The sequence below is a fragment of the Blautia sp. DFI.9.10 genome (assembly GCF_024461705.1).
Lineage (GTDB): Bacteria > Bacillota > Clostridia > Lachnospirales > Lachnospiraceae > Blautia_A > Blautia_A fusiformis.
Genome location: NZ_JANGAA010000012.1, coordinates 32,050 through 55,158, shown reverse-complemented (window position 1 = coordinate 55,158; position 23,109 = coordinate 32,050). Strand labels below are relative to the sequence as shown.

General features: G+C 46.9%; 18 protein-coding genes. 7 read left to right on the top strand and 11 right to left on the bottom strand.

The window, feature by feature from the left end:
• Positions 1 to 2: 2 nt before the first annotated feature.
• From NE671_RS08985 to NE671_RS08965, 5 genes are all read left to right on the top strand, one after another.
• Positions 3 to 590, top strand: coding sequence for a V-type ATP synthase subunit E (locus NE671_RS08985; RefSeq protein ID WP_015525390.1), 588 nt, complete (start codon positions 3 to 5; stop codon positions 588 to 590).
• Positions 583 to 2,352, top strand: coding sequence for a V-type ATP synthase subunit A (locus tag NE671_RS08980; protein WP_256163903.1), 1,770 nt, complete (start codon positions 583 to 585; stop codon positions 2,350 to 2,352). The genes NE671_RS08985 and NE671_RS08980 overlap by 8 nt, the downstream gene beginning before the upstream one ends.
• Positions 2,353 to 2,367: 15 nt before the next feature.
• Positions 2,368 to 3,750, top strand: a complete 1,383-nt coding sequence (locus NE671_RS08975; protein WP_195566100.1) for a V-type ATP synthase subunit B — start codon at positions 2,368 to 2,370, stop codon at positions 3,748 to 3,750.
• A 12-nt stretch (positions 3,751 to 3,762) separates the two neighbouring features.
• Entirely contained in the window at positions 3,763 to 4,386 is a 624-nt protein-coding gene (locus tag NE671_RS08970) for a V-type ATP synthase subunit D (protein WP_059086266.1), read from the top strand.
• A gap of 830 nt (positions 4,387 to 5,216) precedes the next feature.
• Positions 5,217 to 6,548 carry an MATE family efflux transporter gene (locus tag NE671_RS08965; protein ID WP_256163902.1) on the top strand — a complete coding sequence of 444 codons (1,332 nt, stop codon included), beginning with the start codon at positions 5,217 to 5,219 and terminating at the stop codon, positions 6,546 to 6,548.
• Positions 6,549 to 6,785: 237 nt separating this feature from the next.
• Here the strand turns inward: NE671_RS08965 and nagB are convergent, their stop codons facing one another.
• Positions 6,786 to 7,529 carry a glucosamine-6-phosphate deaminase gene (gene nagB / locus NE671_RS08960; protein ID WP_015525385.1) on the bottom strand — a complete coding sequence of 248 codons (744 nt, stop codon included), beginning with the start codon at positions 7,527 to 7,529 and terminating at the stop codon, positions 6,786 to 6,788.
• Between the two features lie 346 nt (positions 7,530 to 7,875).
• Here nagB and NE671_RS08955 point away from each other — a divergent pair, with 346 nt between their 5' ends.
• Positions 7,876 to 8,940 (top strand): LacI family DNA-binding transcriptional regulator, encoded by a 1,065-nt coding sequence (locus tag NE671_RS08955; RefSeq protein ID WP_021977201.1) that lies wholly within the window; start codon positions 7,876 to 7,878, stop codon positions 8,938 to 8,940.
• 3 nt (positions 8,941 to 8,943) lie between these two features.
• Positions 8,944 to 9,960 carry a LacI family DNA-binding transcriptional regulator gene (locus NE671_RS08950; protein WP_015525383.1) on the top strand — a complete coding sequence of 339 codons (1,017 nt, stop codon included), beginning with the start codon at positions 8,944 to 8,946 and terminating at the stop codon, positions 9,958 to 9,960.
• 185 nt (positions 9,961 to 10,145) lie between these two features.
• Here NE671_RS08950 and NE671_RS08945 read toward each other — a convergent pair whose 3' ends face one another.
• The 10 genes from NE671_RS08945 to NE671_RS08900 form a co-directional block, all read right to left on the bottom strand.
• Positions 10,146 to 12,629 (bottom strand): transglutaminase domain-containing protein, encoded by a 2,484-nt coding sequence (locus tag NE671_RS08945; RefSeq protein WP_256163901.1) that lies wholly within the window; start codon positions 12,627 to 12,629, stop codon positions 10,146 to 10,148.
• The gene (locus NE671_RS08940; RefSeq protein WP_015525380.1) at positions 12,629 to 13,375 is read right to left on the bottom strand and encodes a copper homeostasis protein CutC; all 747 of its coding nucleotides are present in this window, start codon (positions 13,373 to 13,375) and stop codon (positions 12,629 to 12,631) included. Before NE671_RS08940 ends, NE671_RS08945 begins: the two co-directional genes overlap by 1 nt.
• A 28-nt stretch (positions 13,376 to 13,403) precedes the next feature.
• The gene (locus NE671_RS08935; protein WP_015525379.1) at positions 13,404 to 14,165 is read right to left on the bottom strand and encodes a DeoR/GlpR family DNA-binding transcription regulator; all 762 of its coding nucleotides are present in this window, start codon (positions 14,163 to 14,165) and stop codon (positions 13,404 to 13,406) included.
• A 420-nt stretch (positions 14,166 to 14,585) separates the two neighbouring features.
• On the bottom strand, positions 14,586 to 15,899 hold the full coding sequence (locus tag NE671_RS08930) for a M28 family metallopeptidase (protein WP_256163900.1): 1,314 nt from the start codon (positions 15,897 to 15,899) through the stop codon (positions 14,586 to 14,588).
• Positions 15,900 to 16,105: 206 nt separating this feature from the next.
• On the bottom strand, positions 16,106 to 16,795 hold the full coding sequence (locus NE671_RS08925; protein WP_195635251.1) for a C40 family peptidase: 690 nt from the start codon (positions 16,793 to 16,795) through the stop codon (positions 16,106 to 16,108).
• A gap of 736 nt (positions 16,796 to 17,531) precedes the next feature.
• Positions 17,532 to 18,389 (bottom strand): YitT family protein, encoded by an 858-nt coding sequence (locus NE671_RS08920; RefSeq protein ID WP_022426920.1) that lies wholly within the window; start codon positions 18,387 to 18,389, stop codon positions 17,532 to 17,534.
• 178 nt (positions 18,390 to 18,567) lie between these two features.
• A complete protein-coding gene (locus NE671_RS08915; protein ID WP_195273769.1) occupies positions 18,568 to 19,410 on the bottom strand; it encodes a Cof-type HAD-IIB family hydrolase in 843 nt (280 codons plus the stop codon).
• A 157-nt stretch (positions 19,411 to 19,567) separates the two neighbouring features.
• A complete protein-coding gene (locus NE671_RS08910; RefSeq protein WP_256163898.1) occupies positions 19,568 to 21,247 on the bottom strand; it encodes a glycoside hydrolase family 13 protein in 1,680 nt (559 codons plus the stop codon).
• Between the two features lie 199 nt (positions 21,248 to 21,446).
• Positions 21,447 to 22,277: a PTS system mannose/fructose/sorbose family transporter subunit IID gene (locus NE671_RS08905; RefSeq protein WP_173740336.1), complete on the bottom strand. Its 831-nt coding sequence runs from the start codon at positions 22,275 to 22,277 to the stop codon at positions 21,447 to 21,449.
• A complete protein-coding gene (locus NE671_RS08900; RefSeq protein WP_021976997.1) occupies positions 22,274 to 23,089 on the bottom strand; it encodes a PTS mannose/fructose/sorbose/N-acetylgalactosamine transporter subunit IIC in 816 nt (271 codons plus the stop codon). Before NE671_RS08900 ends, NE671_RS08905 begins: the two co-directional genes overlap by 4 nt.
• Positions 23,090 to 23,109 lie beyond the last annotated feature (20 nt).

Sequence of the window (23,109 nt, the reverse complement as noted above, 5' to 3'; positions counted from 1 at the left end):
TTATGACAATTGAAGAGAAGCTTAAACACTTCTATGACACCTCCGTGGACGAAGCACGCCGTCAGGCGGAAAAAGATGTCCGGGAACACAAGGAATCCCTGGATGCCGCACTGGAGGAACATAAAAAAATGTCTCTGGGAAATGCTGCCAGTTCCCGCAAAGCCGAGATCGCAAACGCAAAGCGTGAGATCAACAAGGCACTTTCCGCAGAGCAGCTTCACATCCGGCGAAACTGGACTGCCAGACAGAGCCGCTTAAAAGAAAAACTTTTTGCAGATGTCCGGGTACAGATCCTGAAATTCATGGAATCTCCCCGCTATGAAGAATATCTTTGTACAAAGATCGAGGAAGCTGTCTGCTTCGCGGAACACGATGAGATCCAGATCTATCTTTCAAAAGAAGATGAACCCCGTCTGAAGTCTCTCACTGTAAAGACCGGTTTCCCGCTGAAGGTTTCCGATGAATCCTTTATCGGCGGGATCAAGGCGATAATCCCTGAAAAAAATATCCTCATCGACAATTCCTTTGAGGAAGGCTATCAGGCAGCTTACAGAGAATTCAAATTTGACGGAGGTCCAGCACATGAGTAAAACAGGTATTATCTACGGTGTTAACGGTCCTGTTATCTACCTCAAGGGCGACACCGGCTTCAAGATCTCCGAGATGGTCTATGTAGGCCCCGAAAAACTGGTTGGAGAAGTCATCGGTCTCAAGAAACATATGACGACCATACAGGTTTTTGAGGAAACTACAGGGCTGAAACCCGGAGAAACTGTTATCGGAACAGGAGACGCTATTTCCGTTCTCCTTGGTCCGGGAATCATCCACAATATTTTTGATGGTATCCAGAGACCTCTGGCAGAGATTGCCCAGGCCTCTGGAAAATATATTTCCCGTGGTGTCAGCGTTGACTCTCTTGACACAGAAAAAAAATGGGAAACCCACATTACCGTAAAGGAAGGTGACGTCATCGGTGCAGGCACGGTTATTGCCGAGACACAGGAAACCGCCTCCATCCTTCACAAATCCATGGTTCCGCCCACGATCACACACGGAACCGTTATCCATGCAGTTCCTGACGGTGCCTATACCGTTCTGGAGCCCATTGTTACCATCCGCCTTGATGACGGAACTGAAAAAGAACTGGCACTTGCCCAGAAATGGCCGATCCGTGTTCCACGACCGACCTACAAGCGTTTCCCGGCCAGCGTTCCGCTCCTTACCGGCCAGCGAATCCTGGATACCCTTTTCCCTATTGCCAAGGGAGGCACTGCCGCAGTTCCCGGCGGATTCGGAACAGGAAAAACCATGACACAGCACCAGATCGCCAAGTGGTCTGACGCAGATATCATCATCTACATCGGCTGTGGCGAGCGTGGAAACGAGATGACACAGGTTCTTGAGGACTTCAGCAAGCTGATCGACCCGAAATCCGGAAACCTGATGATGGACCGTACCACACTGATCGCCAACACCTCCAACATGCCGGTTGCAGCCCGTGAGGCTTCCATCTACACAGGTGTTACACTTGCGGAATATTACCGTGATATGGGTTATGATGTAGCGATCATGGCAGACTCCACATCCCGATGGGCCGAGGCTCTCCGTGAGCTTTCCGGACGTCTGGAGGAGATGCCTGCAGAGGAAGGCTTCCCTGCATATCTGGCAAGTAAGCTTTCCGCCTTCTATGAGCGTGCGGGAATGATGCAGAACCTGAACGGAACAGAGGGTTCCGTATCCATTATCGGTGCAGTTTCCCCTCAGGGTGGTGATTTCTCCGAGCCGGTCACACAGAATACCAAACGTTTTGTCCGCTGTTTCTGGGGACTGGACAAGGCTCTTGCCTATGCCCGTCACTTCCCTGCCATCCAGTGGCTGACCAGCTACAGCGAATATCTGGAGGACCTGACTCCCTGGTACAGAGAGCATGTCTCCCCGAAATTCGTTTATGACAGAAACCAGATCATGGCTATCCTCAACCAGGAAAGCTCTCTTATGGAGATCGTCAAGCTGATCGGAAGCGATGTTCTTCCGGATGATCAGAAGCTGACGCTGGAGATCGCCAGGGTTATCCGTCTGGGCTTCCTGCAGCAGAACGCTTTTCACCAGGAGGACACCAGTGTTCCTATGGAAAAGCAGTTCCTGATGATGGAAACCATCCTCTATCTCTACGAAAAGTGCCGTGCCCTTATAAACCGTGGCATGCCGGTTTCCGTGCTGAAGGAGGATAAGATCTTTGAACGTATCATCGCCATCAAATACGAGGTTCCAAATAAAGAGCCGGAGCGTTTTGATGAATATCATAAAGATATCGACCGCTTCTACGACAATGTACTGGAAAGAAACGGTTAAAGGAGGGATCAGTTTATGGCAATCGAATATCTTGGCCTGAGTGAAATAAACGGCCCTCTTGTTGTCCTTGAGGGTGTAAAAAACGCATCTTACGAGGAGATCGTGGAATTCCACATGGAGGACGGCACTCAAAAGATCGGCCGTATCGTGGAAATCTATGAGGACAAGGCCGTTATCCAGGTTTTTGAGGGAACTGACAATATGTCCCTCGGCAATACACACACACGTCTTACCGGACATCCTATGGAGATCGGGCTTTCTCCTGAGATCCTGGGACGTACCTTTAACGGTATCGGCCAGCCCATTGACGGGCTTGGCGAGATCACACCGGAGGTCAACCTGAACATTAACGGGCTTCCGCTGAATCCGGTAACCCGTGAATATCCACGAAACTATATCAACACCGGTATCTCCGCTATTGACGGACTGACCACACTGATCCGCGGCCAGAAGCTGCCGATCTTTTCCGGTAACGGTCTTCCACATGATAAGCTGGCTGCACAGATCGTTCAGCAGGCTTCCCTGGGAGCAGACTCCGATGAAAAATTCGCCATTGTTTTTGCGGCAATGGGTGTGAAATACGACGTAGCGGAATTCTTCCGCAGGACCTTCGAAGAAAGCGGTGCGTCCGACCATGTTGTGATGTTTTTGAACCTTGCAAACGATCCGGTTGTAGAGCGTCTTCTGACACCGAAGATCGCCCTCACTGCCGCTGAGTATCTTGCTTTTGAAAAAGGCATGCATATCCTGGTAATCCTGACTGATATCACCTCCTTCTGTGAGGCCATGCGAGAGGTTTCCTCCTCCAAGGGTGAGATCCCTTCCCGAAAGGGTTATCCCGGATATCTGTACAGTGAGCTTGCAACCCTTTACGAGCGTGCGGGAATCGTCCGTGGCGGCACCGGTTCTGTAACCCAGATCCCAATCCTGACCATGCCAAACGACGACATCACACACCCGATCCCCGACCTTACCGGATATATCACAGAAGGCCAGATCGTACTGGACCGCCAGCTTCACGGTCAGGCGATCTATCCGCCGATCAATGTTCTGCCATCCCTGTCCCGTCTGATGAAGGACGGTATCGGTGAAGGCTTCACACGTGCTGATCATCAGGATGTTGCCAACCAGCTCTTCTCCTGCTACGCAAAGGTAGGCGATGCAAGAGCTCTGGCATCCGTTATCGGTGAGGATGAGCTTTCTCCGCTGGATAAGCAGTACCTTGTATTCGGAAAAGCCTTCGAGGCAGAGTTTGTAGGACAGTCAGAAACAGAGAATCGAAGCATCATCGAAACTCTGGATAAGGGCTGGGAGCTTCTTGGCCTTCTTCCAAGAGAAGAGCTCGACCGTATCGATACCAAAGTTCTGGATCAGTATTACAGAGAAACCGTCCGTTAGTGAGGTGATTTTATGGATCCGAATACCTTTCCCACCAAGGGAAATCTCATACTTGCAAAAAACTCTCTGGCTCTTTCCAAACAGGGCTATGAGCTTATGGACAAAAAGCGTAATATCCTGATCCGTGAAATGATGGAGCTGATCGATCAGGCAAAGGATATCCAGTCACAGATCGATGAGACCTTCCGTACCGCTTATGCGGCTCTTCAGAAGGCAAATATGGAAATTGGAATCGCTTTCGTAGACCAGATCTCTCATACCGTTCCTGTGGAAGATTCCATCCGGATCAAAACCAGGAGTGTCATGGGAACCGAGATCCCTCTTGTGGAATATGACAAAAAAGCAGGCAACACGCCGACCTACGCCTACTACAGCACCAAGCTGTCCCTGGACGAGGCCAAGGCAGCCTTCGAGCGTGTAAAGGAGCTGTCCATCCAACTCTCCATGATCGAAAACGCCGCCATCCGTCTTGCCACCAACATCAAAAAAACCCAGAAGCGTGCCAATGCGCTGAAAAACATCACCATCCCCAGATACGAAACTCTCACCCGAGATATCACCAATGCTCTGGAAGAAAAAGAGCGTGAAGAGTTTACACGTCTGAAGGTGATCAAACGTATGAAACAAAATAGTTAAAAAAATCCTCCGCAGATCTTTCCGGTTCTGCGGAGGATTTTTTGGTTATCCACATTTATCCACACCTGAAAATGACTTTTCAACACCTTGCAGTGATCGTTTTAACTGGGCACTGTTCTTTTTTATCCTCATTTCCATACATCCGATAGTCCCCTTTTTAAATAGATTGGTTTTTCAAGAATTCATTTACTATTATCTGATTATTTGTTTTTATTCTTTTATATTATGTCTTTTTTACAATAAATTTTATGATATTTAGAATTTAAAAATGTCAATAGTTTTAAAAACTTTTTTCCCATTTTTTACAATTTTATCATTTTACACAAAACATATGTTTAAATTTATTTATGTAAATCAGGTCATCCACATGGTTATCCTTGTGGATAATGTGGATAAATTTGTGCATAACTTGATTATTGGCGGATTTGCGGATTTTTGTCATGTGGAAAACTTTTTGGAAAGTTTTTCACTTATCCACCATGGTTCGACAAGTTTTGTGCATATTGCCAGAACGACCTTTTCAGGGCTGATATTGCCCGTATCCGCACGCACCTGTCTAATGTTGCCAATCCTCTCCGATTTTATATCAAGCCTTTCTTTTTGCAGCTTTTTATGGTGTTTCTCCTGCGTGCGGTCTTGACATCAGCACTGTTTTTTGTTAATGTGAAAACACTAAAACAACGTGTGGATTTTTCAGTTTTGAACTTTTTTCGCCACACAATCTGTCCGATTCGAGAAGACAGATTGTGTGGCTTTTATTATGCACAAAAAACACGCTCTGTTTTCCGCACCTGATATTCTTACGATTCTGATATAAAGGGGGATTTTTCATGAACAGCACATTTATGAAGGAAAAGCCTGTCGGCCCGCTGCTGGCATCCATGGCGCTGCCTATGGTCTTTTCCATGCTTGTAAACTCACTATACAACATTGTGGACAGCTTCTTCGTGGCACAGATCAGCGAGCAGGCCATGACCGCCCTGTCCCTTGTCTATCCGGTCCAGAACATGATCAACGCCGTTGCCATTGGCTTCGGAATCGGAATCAACGCCAGAGTTTCCTATCACCTTGGCGCAGGCGACAAAAAAATGGCAGACACTGCCGCAACCCACGGATTTTTTCTGTCTGTGATCCACGGGATCCTGATGACCGTGATCAGCATCGCTGTTATGCCCGTATTCCTTCAGATGTACACCCAGGATGAAACCGTGATCCGGATGGGGCTGGAGTATTCTACCATCGTTTTCCTGTTTTCCACAGTAATTGCCATCAGCCTTTTCTTCGAAAAACTTTTCCAGGCTGTAGGACGGATGAAAGTATCCATGCTCGCCCTGCTTGTGGGATGTATCAGCAACATCATCCTGGACCCGTTCCTGATCTGGGGAATCGGCTTTTTCCCGAAGCTGGGTATCCGGGGCGCAGCTCTGGCTACTGGCATCGGCCAGGTGCTCACCATTGCGGTCTATATGGTCTTTTATATCCTGAAGCCTATTCCTGTACATGTAACGCCCAAAACCCTGAAAACAAGCAAAGTAACGGATCTGAGCCTGTATGCCATCGGTGTTCCCGCGATCCTGAACCTTGCACTGCCATCGTTTCTGATCTCTTTTCTGAACTCCGTGCTGGCCGCTTACTCGGACAGCTATGTGGTGATCCTTGGCATTTATTACAAACTGCAGACCTTCCTGTATCTCCCGGCCAACGGAATCATCCAGGGAATGCGCCCGCTGATCGGTTATAACTTCGGTGCCCGTGAGATGAAGCGTGTGAAAAAAATCTTCCGGCTCACCCTGGAATCCAGCTGTGTGATCATGCTCTTTGGAACCGTTATCTGCCTCCTGGCATCCGGACAGCTTATGGGACTTTTCACAACTACCCCGGAAACCATTGCCGCTGGCTCCAGAGCACTGAAGATCATCAGCGCCGGCTTTCTTGTTTCTGCTGTATCCGTTACCACTTCCGGTGCCATGGAAGGCCTTGGAAAAGGCACGCAGTCCCTTGTAATTTCCCTTTTCCGCTATGTGGTCGTTATCATGCCCACCGCATATCTTCTGTCCCATTTTATGGGTCCTGATGGCGTGTGGAACGCATTCTGGATCACAGAGGTGTTTACAGCCATCGTTTCTGTCATGATTTATCACAAAACGTTGAAAAAAGCCTAAGACTGCAAATGTCCGGCCCACTGGCCTGTTTGCAGCCACCTGCAGGTTTACGTCCCGAAAGCACAAAAAGCTTCGATCCACTCTCTGAGCACATCGCTCATCGATGAGAGTTAGATCGAAGCTTTCTTTATTAACCAAATCAGGAAAATCCCATGAATGATCCCTGATCTCCTCTTGACTCAAACGGATATCCGTGATCTGCGTTCATTTAATTCGCGGAAATTTCCTCTGTATCTCTTACAGCAGTCCCTTCTCACGGATCAGCTTTAAAGCGCCTTCATCGGCCACTACCGTCACATCCGGGTGAAGCTGCAGGATAGATGCCGGCACGTTGGGCGTGATCGGTCCGTAGAGAGATTTGTAAAGGGCATCTGCCTTTGCCTCTCCGGTAGCGACCAGAAGGATTTTCTTTGCAGTCATGATGTTTTTGATACCCATGGTATATGCCTGCTTCGGCACATCATCCATAGTCTCAAAGAATCTTGCATTTGCCTTGATGGTGCTCTCCGTAAGGTCTACGCAGTGAGTCTCCTTCTCAAATGCTGCACCCGGCTCGTTGAAGCCGATGTGGCCATTTCCGCCGATTCCAAGCAGCTGCATATCGATACCACCCACGCTGCGGATGATCTCATTGTAATCCGCGCAGGCTTTCTCACTGTCCTCTTCCAGTCCGTTTGGCACATAGGTTCTTGCCTTATCGATATTTACATGGTCAAACAGATTTGTGTTCATAAAATAACGATAGCTCTGATCGTTATCTCCGGAAAGTCCTTTGTATTCATCAAGATTTACGGATGTGATCTGCGAAAAGTCCAGATCTCCTTTTTTGTACCACTCGATCAGCTGCTTGTACATTCCCACCGGTGTGGAGCCTGTAGCAAGTCCGAGAACGGCATTTGGCTTCATGATGATCTGTGCAGACATGATATTCGCTGCTTTTCTGCTTACGTCATAGTAATCTTTTCCTGTATAAATGATCATAATCTTTTTCCTTCTCCTTGTTTCGTATAGCTGATTTTCTTGTTACGTAAAACGTTTCGTTTTTTGTTAAGACTATCTTACCGCATCCGAAGCAGCTTTTCAAGTAAAATCATAGGGTAAAAATCATTTTTCCTATTTTTTACAATTATTTCGTCTTGTTTTTGTGTACTTTTTCGTATCAGGTTTTGTTAAACGTTTCATTTTTATCAATTTTCTGTACAATATGCTCGTTTTTTCTGATACTTTATGTGTAAAAAATGCCATGTGTATTGAGGCATTTTCTTTTTCATGATATAATATGAAAATACTCTATTATCTGTAAATGTATCAGAACCGGAGGTTTTACATGAACGTTACGATCAATGATATCGCCCGTGCGACAGGCCTGTCCACCGCAACGATCTCCAAATATATAAACCACAAAAAAATACGGGAAGAAAATCGTATCCTTATAGAAAAGGCAATTCAGGAGCTTGGATATACCCCAAACCGGAATGCCCAGCTTCTCCGTGCCAAAAACACACATACCATCGGTATCCTGATCTCAGATCTTGGTAATTATTTCTGGGGCGAGCTTGTCAACTCCATTATCAAGCATTTCACGGATCATGGCTATACAGTTATTGTCTGTTCTTTCTTTTTTGAACATCAGAAGGAGATCGATACGATACAGGATATTATCTCCCAGCACTTTGACGGAGTCATCATGCTCCCATCCTGCTGGCATGATGACCTGTACCAGCTCTTACAGAATGCCGGCATACCGGTTGTAATGCTCGATCAGATTCCTGCTTCCATGAGACATTTTCCTGTAGACTGTGTTATTTCTGATAATTACAGAGGCGGTGCACTGCTGGCAGAGCACCTTTTGGAAAAAGGCCACACAAAGGTCTGGATCATGGAACAGTATCTGGACTCCTACACCATCGAGCAGCGGATCCAGGGCTTTGTGGATGTATATCAGAAAAATGGCATTGACCTTCTGAAACAGCAGGATTCTTTTCCCCCTGTTTCTTTTGGTTCCACTGCAGAAACGATCACCCAGAGCAACCTGCATTTCCAGAAGCTTATTGATTCTTCCGATCCCCCTACTGCTGTTTTTTTTGACTGCTATCTCTCCGCAATGGGCGGTTTAAGCGCTGCCAGCCAGGCACGAATTTCCGTTCCTCAGGATATTTCCTTTGTGTGCTTTGATGATGATCCGCTTTTCAAGACCATGAGCGCGACTATGACCTGCGTCTCACAGGATCTGACAAGCATGGGGAAACATGCTGTGGAATTACTTTTAAAAAGGATCCATGGAGACTATACGGATTTTCCCAAAATAGACATGCTGGATGTTGTATTCCACCCGCGGCGCTCCGTAAAAGACCTGTCCGAACACAACAGTACAGCATCCGGAAAGGATTGATTTATGAGTGCAACCATCAAGGACATTGCCAGAGAAACCGGTCTGGCATTGGCCACCATTTCAAAATATATCAACGGCGGAACTGTACGGCCGCAAAACAAAAAGCAGATCGACGAAGCGATCCGGAAACTGAATTACGTTCCACGAAACACGGCCCGGGGACTTCGTTCCTCCAAGACTTACCGTATCGGTCTGGTATCCGGTCCTCCCAATACTCCGCATAATGCTTTTCTTCTGAGCAAAATAGAAAACACCATGCGCGCTCACGGTTATTCTCTCACATTTATGAGCGGCGACAAATATAAGGATCATGTCAATAAATTCGTCCCTCACATGCTCCGCTCCGGGATCGACGGCCTTATCATTACCTCTTTCAGTCTGAACCAGGACATCTGTTCTGCTGTGGAACACGCCAAAATCCCTGTTGTGGAGCTGGAAGAACACAGCCATTTCCACCGTACAGACTGTGTACAGACCAGCTGTACCTCCGGAGCCTACGAGATCGTGGAGCATCTGATAAAAATGGGGCATCAGAAGATCGCCCTTGTCACCGGTTCCCCTGCATCCTATACTGCATGTGAACGAAAAAAAGGCTATCTCCGGGCACTGGAAGACTACGATATTCCTGTTAACCCCGATTATATCATCGCTGAAAATTACACAAACGACTTTGGATATCAGGCAATGCAGAAATTATGGAATCTTCCGGAACGTCCGACTGCCGTATTTTCTGCGAACTATACACTATGCCTCGGTATTTATGAAGCGATCTACAGCCTTGGCATCCGGATCCCGGAAGACCTGTCTGTTGTCTCCTTTGATGATTTTGAACTGTCCATGCTGCTTTCTCCTCAGCTGACCGCTGTCCGTCAGCCGCTGACCGGTCTGGCAGAGCAGGCCTGTGATCTGCTGCTTCGCAGAATGAACGGAGACTACAGTGATTTTCCAAGGACGATACGCCTGAAGCCAGAATGTATCTACCGGGATTCCGTGCGTGATCTCTTTTCTGACGCTAAGTAATGCAAAGCAACTTTTATTACGGCAATTTCGGGAAGCACAACAGGCATTTTCATTCCGATCTGCCCGCATATTCTGAGCATCTGAACCACTGCAATAATTTCACAGCTTTTACAAAAGGCACAGACCGTCACCGACACAGTCGATGATACGGTCTGTGTTCCTTCTGTATATATCCGTTATATCTGTCACAGCAGTCTCAGCAGCATATCTCCGGTTCCCACATTGTATCCGCTGGTTGCATAGATCCCATTCAGGCTTCCGTTTGTCACAATGATCAGCGGAAGCTTATCCGGATCTACGTACATTCTTCTTCCCAGTGTATTGATGAGCTCTGAAAAATCATCATATAAGATCTGAATATTTCCAAGCTTGCCCAGTGTTCTTGAAAGGGTAGGGGTCTCCAGCGCTTTTTTGCTTTTTACTACAAAAATGATCCTCTTCGCATATCGGGAAAAAGCTTCTTCCTGCTCCATCATCTCATTTAAGATATGCTCCGTCGGTTCTTTCTCCTCTTCCAGAAACGCCAGGATATGCTTCCCATCTGCCGTCAGTTCTGACGCCTTCACGGTGCTTCCATCTTCTTTTCTGAGAGTAAATTCCGGTATGGAGATATTCTCCAGCATGTCTTCCAGGTTTGCATTCCGAAATGCCAGCTCCACCCTCTTCATTTCTCCGATCTGAACCTCAAAATAATACTCCGCTGCAAATATATTTCCATTTGGCAATCTGTTTGAGGTAAGGATCCTGTAATTTCCCGCTTCCAGCGGCAGCTTCATCACCTGATCTCTGAAATTTTCGGCTTCCAGCTTCCGTGTGATATATTTTCCGGCTTCCAGTTTTGCGATGCTCCAGTTCTGGAAATATTTCCACTGTGTATCCGCACTTGCCTTCAGAAGGATCGATGCCTTTTTCTCCGTTTCCGCAGATACCGGGATGAATTTTCCGTTTTTCATATACTCCATAGAACGGTCATGAGGGTTCAGGCGTGCCGGAATTCCCAGCGTTCTCGCCATTGCCACAAAAAGGATCTTCTTTGACAGAAGACTTCCTGTTCCCGTTTTCAGACATCCGGACGGCGTGGTGATCACACTGCTGCGTTCTTTCTCCGGGCTGGAAACGATCTTATCCTCAATCCACTTCCAGATCTTCGCCGGTTCCTTTTGCAGCATATTTTTTTCTTCTTCCGACAGTTGCTCAAGAATCGTTTTTCTGTATTTCTGCAAAACTTCATCGTCAACTCTCGGGTTCAGTACATATGGTACAAAAATATCTGCATCCATGTTTTTTTCATACGGTAATGCAGATTTCAGGTGCTCCTCCAGAACCTGGCTGATACAGTCTGTTCTGTCTTTCTCTGTGAGGACTTCAAGGAGTTTTTTTCTCATTGAAGAATCTCCAGTTTCTTTTTCCAGGAATTTCCGACACTCCGGATTGCTCAGGTTTCTTACCTTCTGTTCCCTGTAAGCGTTTGCCTCTGCCAGACGTTTGCTGCCCCTTTCCTTCTGCTCCAGTGTTGGCATATCTTTATTTACAGGTGCATCATGAGGTGCAATCATATCGATCTCCGTCCACTCCTCATAAAAAATACCCTTTTCCTTTCCTACGGGCATCAGGCAGATCTCACAACAATCCTCTGTTTTTGTATCCATGCTGTTTTCTGCATGCAGCCATTCTCCATCTGCATACATCCTTGCAGAAATATGGATACTTCCAAGCCCTGTTGTCAGGCTGACTTTTCCCAGACTGTCGGTTTTCAGTTCTGCGATCGGGGCATATTCCGAATAATTCAGCACCTCAAAAGAAACTTCTGCACCTTCTGCCGGTTTTCCATGTGAATCCTTTACGGACACAGTGATCTCTTTTGTCAGTGCATATCGTTTCAGCTCGTTGAGCATAGTCACCATACCATCTTTGCCGATCACTTCTCCCTCCGGGATCATGGTATCAAAAACTCTTGAATGGACCATCATGGCCCTTGAGGAAGCGTTGGTAAACCATCCCTTATTCAGGATCTCCTCCGGCTCACAGGCTCCCAGAAAATACCAGCTTCCATCGCACCAGATTTCCACCCACGCATGATTGTCATCACAATGAGACCACTTTGGTGCATATACCTGACGGGCAGGTACACCAACACTTCTCAGTGCATTAACGGTAAATACAGATTCCTCTCCGCATCTTCCGTTTCCTCTGCGGTATACGGCAAGTGCAGACAGGGTACGATCATCTGTACAATGATAGGTAGCCTCCTGTGCACACCAGTAGTTCACCTCCAGGGCAGCTTCCCGGAAGCTCATTCCCTCAGTTCTCTCTCCGATCTCCCTGCGGAAAAATGTACGGCAGGGTGCGATCTCCTCCTCATTTACTCTATGAAACAGCACATAATTCAAAAAGATTTCCTCCGGCAGCTCTGCCACCCCGGAGTTTTCCTTCCATAAATATACGCCATTCTCCGCATAATCCAGGAATACTTCAAACGCGTAATTTCCGATATCACTGTACGGCATGAACGCATATAAATATTTGCACGCCAGAGCCACTTCGTCTGTGCATTCCGCAAGCTTTTTATCAATCTCCGCAAAAACCTGCGGTAACCCCATCATCTGCTCCCGATATTTTTTTTCGATCCGATCACGGTTTTCTTTCAGAAAAATCTTCCCCTCAGCCATTATAATTCCTCCAGAACTTTCTTTGCAGCACGAACATTTTCAATATCTGTACGCCATATCTCATATTCACTGAATGTCGGAAGTCCCATATTGACACCTTCCTTGCGAAACTGCATCGCACTGTCCGTTACAACCTTGCCGCTCATATGATAAGCCTTAATCCCGGTAAGGGGATAAAGCTGGCGGATCACTTCCGCACCGACGCCACTCCCCGCCTGGATGGTGATACGTCCCTGACTCCTGGTTTCCAGTTCCTTCAGAAGCTCCGCACCCTGAAGGCAGGTATTCTTCTGTCCGGAGGTAAGGATCGTATCGATTCCCAGCGAGATTGCCTGTTCCATAGCCTCGATCGGATCTGCGCACACATCAAAAGCCCTGTGCAGCGTAACAGACATATCTCCCGCAGCATCCATCAGTTCTTTCATCTGTTCCATATTCAAGGTGCCATCCGGTTTCAGGATACCTACCACGACACCCTCCGCTCCCATTTTGCGGAAATCCTTTACTGCATTCCTTATCATGGAAAATTCCGCATCTGTATAACAGAAATCTCCAAACCGCGGACGGATCAGCGCATGGATCCGGATATCCGAACGCTTCCTTATTTCCTCAAAAAGCCATGGGCCGGGAGTTGTTCCCCCGATGATCAGATTACTGCAAAGCTCCAATCTGTCCGCACCACCCTCGGCTGCTGCCATGGCGGATTCCACAGAATCCACACAGGTTTCCAGAATATAGTCTTTCATGTAAAAATCCCCCTTTGTTACTGTCTGCTCAGAGTAATTTCACTCCGGTATTCCTCAGTATGTTCACAATGGTATCATCCGGAAATTCATCGGTAATGATCCCGCTGATATCATCAAAATGTGTATATTTATAAGATTCGTTAAAATAAAACTTCTCTCTCTCCATAACCACATATTTATGTCTGCTACTCTGCACTGCCGCCTTCTTGGTCAATCCATCCTCCACTCCGGATGTAGTAACTGCAAAATCTGTCATATCCACGCCACAGCTTCCCAAAAATGCCCGGTCAAAGCTGTACTGCTTGATCACCTCAATGGCCGCAGCTCCCATAAATCCGTTCACCGAACGGTACATAGTTCCCCCTGTGCCTATGGCCGTGATGGACGGATTCGCAGCAAGGATCTGCAGGATATCGATCATATTGCTGACAACCACAACATGCATACCCGACGAAGCGATAAGCCTTGCCAGCTCTATATTTGTAGTGGAAACATCCAGAAAGATCGTTTCGTTATTTTTGATCAGCTTGAAGGCTTTCGCAGCGATCACTTTCTTCTTATCAAGATTGTACATACGCCTGTCTACTACATTTCTCTCCAGAGGATACTCCTGTGACAAGATCGCTCCGCCGTAAGTCCTCTTTAATCTGCCTGCATTTTCAAGGATCTTGAGATCCTTGCGGATACAGTCCTCCGTAACCTGAAACATCTCGCTTAATTCTTTGACCCTGACTTTTCCTTTTTCGCGGAGACATTTCTCTATTGCATTCTGTCGTTCTTCTGTAAACATGGTCCTATCTCCTCATTCCTGATTTTTCTGTGATAAAAGTTCCAGAAATCAATACTCCGCAAAACAATATCCGGCGCATTGATCCCTGGAAAGCCTGTGATTTCAGTATAACAGTTCAATATCTTACTGTCAATTATTTTGTATTATTTTTTATTGTTTTATCGTATTTTGATCAAATCAAGTAATTCCGCTGATTCAATTGCGAACCTCCGCTTGCCCCCTGTTCCGGGAATCCCTTACAAAGCTGCAAATATCCCCCTGACCCAAAGCCACATGTTCCCTTGCGGAATTATAAAGTTCAATAAACATTGAAAATATTGAATAACTTATGAGGACTTGTCTGTACTCTTCCCGAAACAGACAAGTCCCCACAGTTCCATAACAAATATCCAGTTATGAGCAGATAAAATCAGCTTTTTACTATCTGCACATATATTCATCCAGCTCTCCGATAAATTTCTCCGGCATCTTTCTCTCAAACGGGAAAACCTCCGTATTCCCAAGCGCATCCGCAATACATCCCAGAAGGATCGCACTTCTCTCCAGCGACCAGGCAGACAGCAGATCAATAGTATCATAACGGGTATGCATGCCAAAACCATCCCGGTTCAGAGTCATGGCCGGAATTCCCTTCCATGCAAAAGAATTGGAATCACTTCCCCAGATCTGATTCTTCACAGACGCTCCGATCCCTGCTCCGTCAGCGATCTCAAGAAGCTTATCACAAACAGAAGCCTCTCCCGTCACTCCCAGAACATTTCCTCCGATCAGCTGCCCGGCCAGATCTACATTCATATTAAAACGATGCGCTCCAAGCTCACTCTCATGAACTCTGATATAATCCCGGCTGCCCAGCAAGCCCTTCTCCTCAGCACCAAACCACACAAATTCCATAGTCCTGCGCGGTCTATACTGCTGAAAATATCTGCAAAGCTCCATGATGATCGCTGCCCCAGCCATATTATCATAGGCCCCCGGTCCCTCCGGCACCGAATCATAATGCGCCGTAATCGTCAAGATCTCATCTTTCTTATCCGTACCTTCGATCCTCGCCACTACATTACGGGATCTACACGCCGTCACATCCTGTTCCACAACCAGGCACACCTCAGACGCACCCTCCGTCACCAGCTCCACTGCATCCTTATAATGAAGATTCGCCCCCGGAATCCTGCCACTATATTTTTCCTGCATCTCGTGAATATCCTCTGCAGACTCCGACAATCCTTCTATCACTTCTGCTGCATCCCCCGGAAAGATCATCGGCAGGCTGCGCTGACAGGGAACCCTGTCCACTCCTTCATCCAGCGGAGAACCCTCCACACTGATAAAACCAACAGCTCCGGCGCTCACCAGTCTCTGATACACATCACCACTCACCCGACCATTCACCATAACGATCTTGCCCTTCGCCCGGGAAAGACTGACAGCATCCCCATTCTCCACATACAAAAAATCCGCTTTCAGACCTTCTGCCCCAGTATTTCCACATCTTCCATACCCGGTCACCACATACTCCTTCTGATAAGGCTCCACAACCTTAAGCACCGCTCTATTGATCCGAAAACCCCAAAAAGAAAACTCCTCCATCCGATTCTTCACTCCGAAGCTGTCCAAAGTATCCCGGATCATCTTCGCCGCCTTCACTTCCCCCGCAGTACCCGCTTCTCTGACAAAATCAAACCCCGTCAAAAACTCCATCTGCCGCCTGCCACTGATTTCCTTCGTATTCATAACCCCACAACCTTTCTGAATTTTTTTCGAGTCCCCACCCACTGCTTATTGCTTTTCGCAACCCGCAGGAGACTTACTTGATTCGGTTAAATTATACACTATTTTTCTGCAAAAAAACTGCCTGCAGCTATTTTTCAGCCTACCCGGCCAAAAAATCTCCGCAGACAGTTTATATTTCACATCTATAGATCAATCGTATCTTTATCCTACTCCACAAACGAACCAACCGCAGCCGGAGCCCGGTAATCATAGTCAGAAACCTTGATCCCTGTAGCCGCTGTACTGGCGTGAACGATCTTGCCATCACCAATATAAAGAGCCACATGATCAATACAACCCTCACCATAAAAAACCAGATCACCAGCCTCAATATCCGCAACACTCTTCTTCTCAGAAGCCGAACACTGAGCTGCAGCAACACGAGGAAGCTCATACCCAAACTCCGCAAACACAGACATCACAAACCCCGAACAATCCGCCCCGTTAGTCAGACTCGTACCACCATAAACATAAGGATTCCCCACAAACTGCAGCGCAAAATCCACAATCCCCTGCCGCTTCTCCAGGCGCGCCTCCTCAGCAGCCTTCCGCTCCTCTTCCGCCTTACGCGCAGCCTCAGCAGCCGCTTCAGCCTCAAGCCTCTCCTGTGCGATCACCTCAGCCTCAGCCTTCGCCTCCTGATACCCCTGAACCTCAGAAACCGTCTTATCCGCCAGAGCACTGGCAAAAGCAGAAATAGAATCCACACCATCCGAAAAATCATCCTCAATAGAAAGCTCCTCCACATCTCCATCAGACACAGCACTGACACCATCCACATCCGCAAAAACAGCAGAAGGAACCACACCCACAAGAACAGCACTCAGAACAACAGCAGCAAATTTCTTATAAAACATAAACAATAAAACTCCTCTCAGAAAACCACGCAGCAGCACCCACCCATTCAGGCAGACATTCACAATCCACTTCGCCACGCTCCTCATTCGCCATTTTGTTACATTTTTATTAAATTTGTTACGCAAGTGTGTATCCTACCATAAAAACCCCCACCTGTCAAACCCCTTTCACAAAACCTTCACACACCAATCAGCCATCTAGCACAGCGACGATGGCTTCCACAAGAAACTCAGCCTTTCCTCCCAGCCATCCAGCGCAGCGCTGATGGCTCATCCAACTCCCGGGAATCCACTCAATCCTCCAGCCCTCATCAATCCCCACTTCCGCCAGTCGCCCCACACCCCCACCACTACCTCCCGCCCGGAACCGAACAGCCTGGGAGACGGGTGCCGGTTTGCTACGACTCTGCAGGAGGGGAGCTGATTCTTGGCTGGCGGAAATCTGCGTTGTTTTTAAAAAGTCCGCTGTCTGAGCGGCAGCAAGCCGCGAGTTCGGACTTTTTAAAAACGGTTTTAGCAGAATTCCGGCAGCCTAGAAGCCAGCCCCCGACGAAGCCCGGAGCCAACCGGCACCCGTCTCCCAGGCGTCCGGCATCCGCCATCCGCCATCCACCATCCACCACAAAAAAGAGCGCCCCGCAGCCCATCCAGCCCGCAAAGAACGCTCTCCTAATTTCCATCAGCTTACAATCATACACAATCACCTACGATCAGCATACAATCCCATACGATCGCATCAAATATAACTCATAAACCCCTTCCCAACAACCTCACTACTCTTAGTAACCATCAAAAACGCCTGCGGATCCACCTCATCAATAAACCTCTGCAGAAGCACCGCCTGTCTCACATCCACAACCGTCAGAATAATCTTCTTATCCTTATGCGAATAAACCCCCTCCCCATGATAAACCGTAGCACTCCGATCCAGCCCATTCATAATAAACTCACAGATCTCATCCGGCTTACTGGAAATGATCGTAAAATACTTATTCAGCTTCATCCTCTCAATAGACTTATCGATCAGCAACGTCTTAGCCATAAGCCCCAGTACAGAACAAAGCCCCGTAGTAAGATCAAACACCATAAACGAAACAACAACGATCACACAATCCACCGCAAACAATGCACCCGAAATATTCATCGTAGAATACTTCTTAATAATCATCGCCACAATATCCGTGCCACCACCCGAAGCATTCTCAAAAAACAGCAGCGCCGCAGCCAGCGCCGGCAAAATGATCGCAAAGCAAAGCTCCAGCATAATATTCCCCGTCAGCGCCCTGTCCATAGGAAAAACCTTCTCAAACACATTCAGAAGCAAAGAAGAAACAACCGTAACATAAGCCGTCTTCACTCCAAAATCCCGGCCAAGAACAATAAACCCGATCACCAGCAAAATCAGATTGATCACCAGGTTGATCTGCGCAGACGTCATCGGAATAAAATGCGAAAACACAACCGCCATACCCGAAACACCACCAAAGGAAAAATTATTCGGAAACTTAAATACATAAATCCCCACATCCATCAGAACAACAGCAAATGTGATAATGATATACTCCATCACACGCTTTGGTATCAGATTTTTCATTAAAAAATATCCTCCTGATCTCCTCAAATAATTTTCACCGGTAACTACCAGTCAAAACCAGCAATCCCCGCATCCTCTTCGTTTATCATACCTTATATCACCAAAAATGCAAATAAAAAAAGACAGAGAAAAATACATTTCCCTGTCCCTTATATCAACGATCACGATCAACCACAGCTTACAGCCCGAAAAACCTCTCCAGAAATTCCGCCACACCATCATGATCGTTATCTCCGGTCACCTCATTCGCTGCATCCTTTACATACTGTTTGGAATTGCCCATAGCAACACCGATACCTGCACCCTCCAGCATTTCCAGATCATTCTCATTATCTCCGAAAGCGATCACATGCATCCGGTCAATACCAAGCTTTGTGCGAAGCATGGCAAGACCCACACCCTTGTCCACGCCTGCTGCATTAAACTCCGCATTGCCGCTGATGGAAGTAGTCACTGCCACATCATCCAGATCCTTCCATTTCTCACGAAGTGCCCTGCTGGTCTCCATATCATCAAAATAAATATTGATCTTCTCTGCCTGATCCAGAATATCTTTCTGATGATAAAAATCCTTAACATATACATGTCTGCTGAGAAAATAATCTACAAAAGTTTTTTCCAGCAGATCTTTATCCGCTACAGATGCCACATAATCTCTGGCATTCGCATCAGAATAGGCGATTCCGTTTGCATAAGCCTCTGCGATCCAGCCTTTTGCGCCGCTGTTTTCCACATCCTTCAGGATCTTACTTACCATTCCTTTTGGCATGGTTTTTCGCCAGATCATCTCATTTTTATCGTAATCCCAGACAACACAGCCGTTTTCCACGATTCCCCATTTCACACCCCGAAGCACAGAAAACTCCCGGGGGATCAGCTCTCTGGTCCTTCCGGTTGCCGGTACCACATAATGTCCGTCATCGATCAGACGCTGCAGAACATTTCTGTTCCTTTCAGAAATCTTATTCTCACTGTTCAGAAGAGTTCCGTCCATATCCACTGCAATGATATATTTTTCCATAAATTCCTCCTGTTTGTCTTCTCCTCACAGGCAAAAAGCGCATCTGCACTGCACCCGGATATCCTTTGGCAGTACAGATACGCACAAATACTCATACCTGCTCTCTGTAAAGCAGAGACTTTTCTTCCACTTTACTACATATACAACAGCTCAGGAATTACCGGATCCTCATCATAAACGCCTCGTACGGTCTTAAGTCCGCTTTGATTCCTGTTCTGTCCTTATAGTTTGCAATCTTAATATCCTCTTTATCGGACACATATTTCGCAAGACCTTCTGTACTTACCGTATCCTCAGAAAGGTTTGCCACCACGATCCACTGCTCTTTGTCGGAAGTTCTTAAATATGCAAAGATCTTCTCGTCTTCTGGAAGAAGGAGCTGATAGTCACCTTCTGTGAGAAGCTCTTCCTCATGACGAAGACAGATCAGATCCTTATAATAATAAAACACGGAATCATTTTTTTCCAGAGCTTTTTTTACATTGATCTCCTGGTAACGATCAGAAAGGCGGAACCATGGCTTACCGGTCGTAAATCCTGCATTTTCGCTGTCATCCCACTGCATCGGAACCCTGGCATTGTCACGACTCTTGTTCCATACTGCCTTGCGGAAATCATCCTCAGAAATGGTTTTGTTCTTAACGACAAGATCCTGATATGCATTACGAACCTCGATATCCTCGTACTCCTCCAGTGGGAACTGAACGTTTGTCATACCGATCTCCTCTCCCTGATATACATAAGGAGTTCCCTGCATACCATGGAGAACGGTAGCATAAGCCTTTGCACATTCCTCGCGGTAAGTAGTGTCATTTCCCCATCTGGAGATCACACGTGGCTGGTCATGATTTTCGAAGTACAGAGCATTCCAGCCTTTATTGTAAAGCTTGTTCTGCCACTCAGACATAACACGTTTCAGATCACGGAGATCAAAAGGCTTCAGTGCCCACTTGCGGTTTACAGAGCCTGGAATACGGTCGATGTTCATATGCTCAAATGTAAAGATCATATTCAGCTCCTCACGCTCCGGATCTGTAAACAGTCTTGCAACCTCCGGTGTGGAGCCCGGCGCCTCACCTACCGTCATACAGTCATATTTTGAAAGCACCTCCCGGTTCATCTCATGGATAAACTCATGAAGTCTTGGTCCGTTGCTGTGATATTTTCCTGTATAATACTTGCGGTCATCAGTCTTCGGGTAATCCGGGAAGGACTGATCCTTGGAGATAGACGCGATCACATCCATGCGCCATCCATCAGCACCTTTATCCATCCAGAACTTCATCAGATCATAGATTTCCTTACGGACAGTTTCATTTTCCCAGTTGAGATCCGGCTGCTTTCTGCTGTAGAAATGAAGGTAATACTGGCCACGCTCTTCGTCATATTCCCAGGCACTTCCGCAGAAGCTGGAACCCCAGTTGTTCGGCTCACTGCCGTCTGCTTTCGGATCCTTCCAGATATAATAATCACTGTATTTGCTGTCTTTTGACTTCCGGCTTTCCACAAACCATGCATGCTCATCGGAAGTATGGTTGACAACAAGATCCAGAACGATCTTGATACCATGCTCATGAGCTTTTTGGATCAGCTCATCCATGTCCTCGTTACTTCCGAAACCTGCGTAGATCTTCCGGTAATCACTGATATCGTAACCGTTGTCGTCCTGTGGGGAGTCAAAAACAGGACTAAGCCAGATCACATCGATTCCAAGGTTCTGAAGGTAGGGGAGCTTTTCAATAATACCCCTGAGATCGCCGAAGCCATCTCCGTTGGAGTCCTTAAAGCTTCTTGGATAAATCTGATATACAACGGAATTCTTCCACCAATCTTTCATTTCTTATGTCTCCTTTATTTTGCATTGAGCAGATATTTATAATCCGTATTTGCTGCTTATTTATATCCGGTCAGGTGTTCTTCAACTGCCCTTTTTGCGGTCAGTTATTTCGATATAACTTTTTTTAGGCTTTTTTATAGGCGGACCCTATACGGCCCGCCTTTTCATAATTCTGATCTTTATTCCTTATCCTTAAGGCTTATGCAATTCCAAGAAGAGAGAGAAGGATGCTCAGGATGATAACACCGATGATCAGAACTGTGATGCTGACATTTTTCTTTTTCAGCAGATAGTAACACAGAAGAGTCAGTCCAAGGGGAACAATGCCGATAAAGATCTGGCCCAACATGTTCTGTAGATTCAGAACAGATTCACCCTTCATGGTGAGTTCATAAGTGGAGTTAAAGGTTACCATGCTGGCAGTCATACCGCCGACCATGATCAGACCTACAATGCTGGCAGCCTTTGTCAGGATGTTCATAAGACCGCTTGCATAAACCTTCTGGATGTATTCGGAACCAAGCTTGTAGCCCAGGAATGTTCCGTAATATTTCACAAGAATAGACGGAATGTTGAAAAGAAGCAGGAACACGATCGGTGCCAGAACGTTTCCGGATGCACCAAGTCCTACTGCGATTCCGGCTGCGATTACACGGAGAACGCCCCAGAAAATGGAATCACCGATACCGGCCAGAGGTCCCATCAGGGAAGATTTCACCGCATTGATGGAGCTTGCATCAAAATCCTTCTGCTCGCTGTTTTTCTTCTCCATGGATGCCACAAGACCCATGATGAATGTAGATAAGGTGATGGTTGTATTGAAGTAAGACATACTTCTTGTGAGGGCAGCTTTTTTGCCTTCCTCATCGTTTTTGTAAAATTTATTGATAAAAGGCATCAGGGAATAGCAGAAGCCGGAAGCTCCCTGTTTTGCCGGGCTTACTGCCGCATACAGAGTAAAGGAACGCCAGAACGCTTTTCTCAGCATTTTTCTTTCATCTGCAGGAATGGATTTCGTTAAATTACTCATGAGAAAAATTCCTCCTCTTCTTCGTCAAGATATTCGTCAGCGCTACCGGCCGGTGAAACTGCTACTCTCTGTGCTGCAAGCTGATTCAGCTTGTAATCGTTCATACCAATGGAAATGGCAATGATCACACCGATCACGGCAAGGGCGATCAGCGGAAGGTTTAAGTATGCTGCAAGGACAAAGCCCAGGAAATAAAACATACAGATCTTGTTATCCCAGAGCATCTTCATCAACATTGCCATACCTACTGCCGGAAGAAGTCCGCCGCAAACTGTCAGACCATTCATAACAACATCCGGGATCGCATCCAGAAGTGCGCTGACTGCGTCAGATCCGAACAGGATTCCGAAGAATGCGAACAGGGAATACAAAAACCAGTTTACAGCCCAGAGTCCGTAATGAAGGGCGATAATCTGTTTCTCCTTGCCCTCTGCTGCCAGACGGTCGAAAGTTTTTGCAAACATACCTACAATAAAGATGTAGAGAACGGTCTTAATCTGAAGACCAAGGATACCAATTGGAAGTGCCAGTGTCAGGGCTACCTCAGAACCTTTGCCCAGCATGATGGCAAAAGCAGTTCCTACGGCTGTGGCGATTCCGGGTTCTGCCGCGGAAGCACCTCCGATGTTTACAACTCCCATAAATACGGCTTCCAGTGAAGCTCCGATGATCACTCCTGTATGAAGATCTCCAAGAAACAGACCTACCAGCGGTCCGATGACGATCGGACGGTTCAGCATGGTAAATCCGATCAGCTCTGCACCGCCGACACAAATAAATACGGCAAGTGCTACAAGAAATGCGTTTAACATTTTTTTCTTTCCTCCCTTTT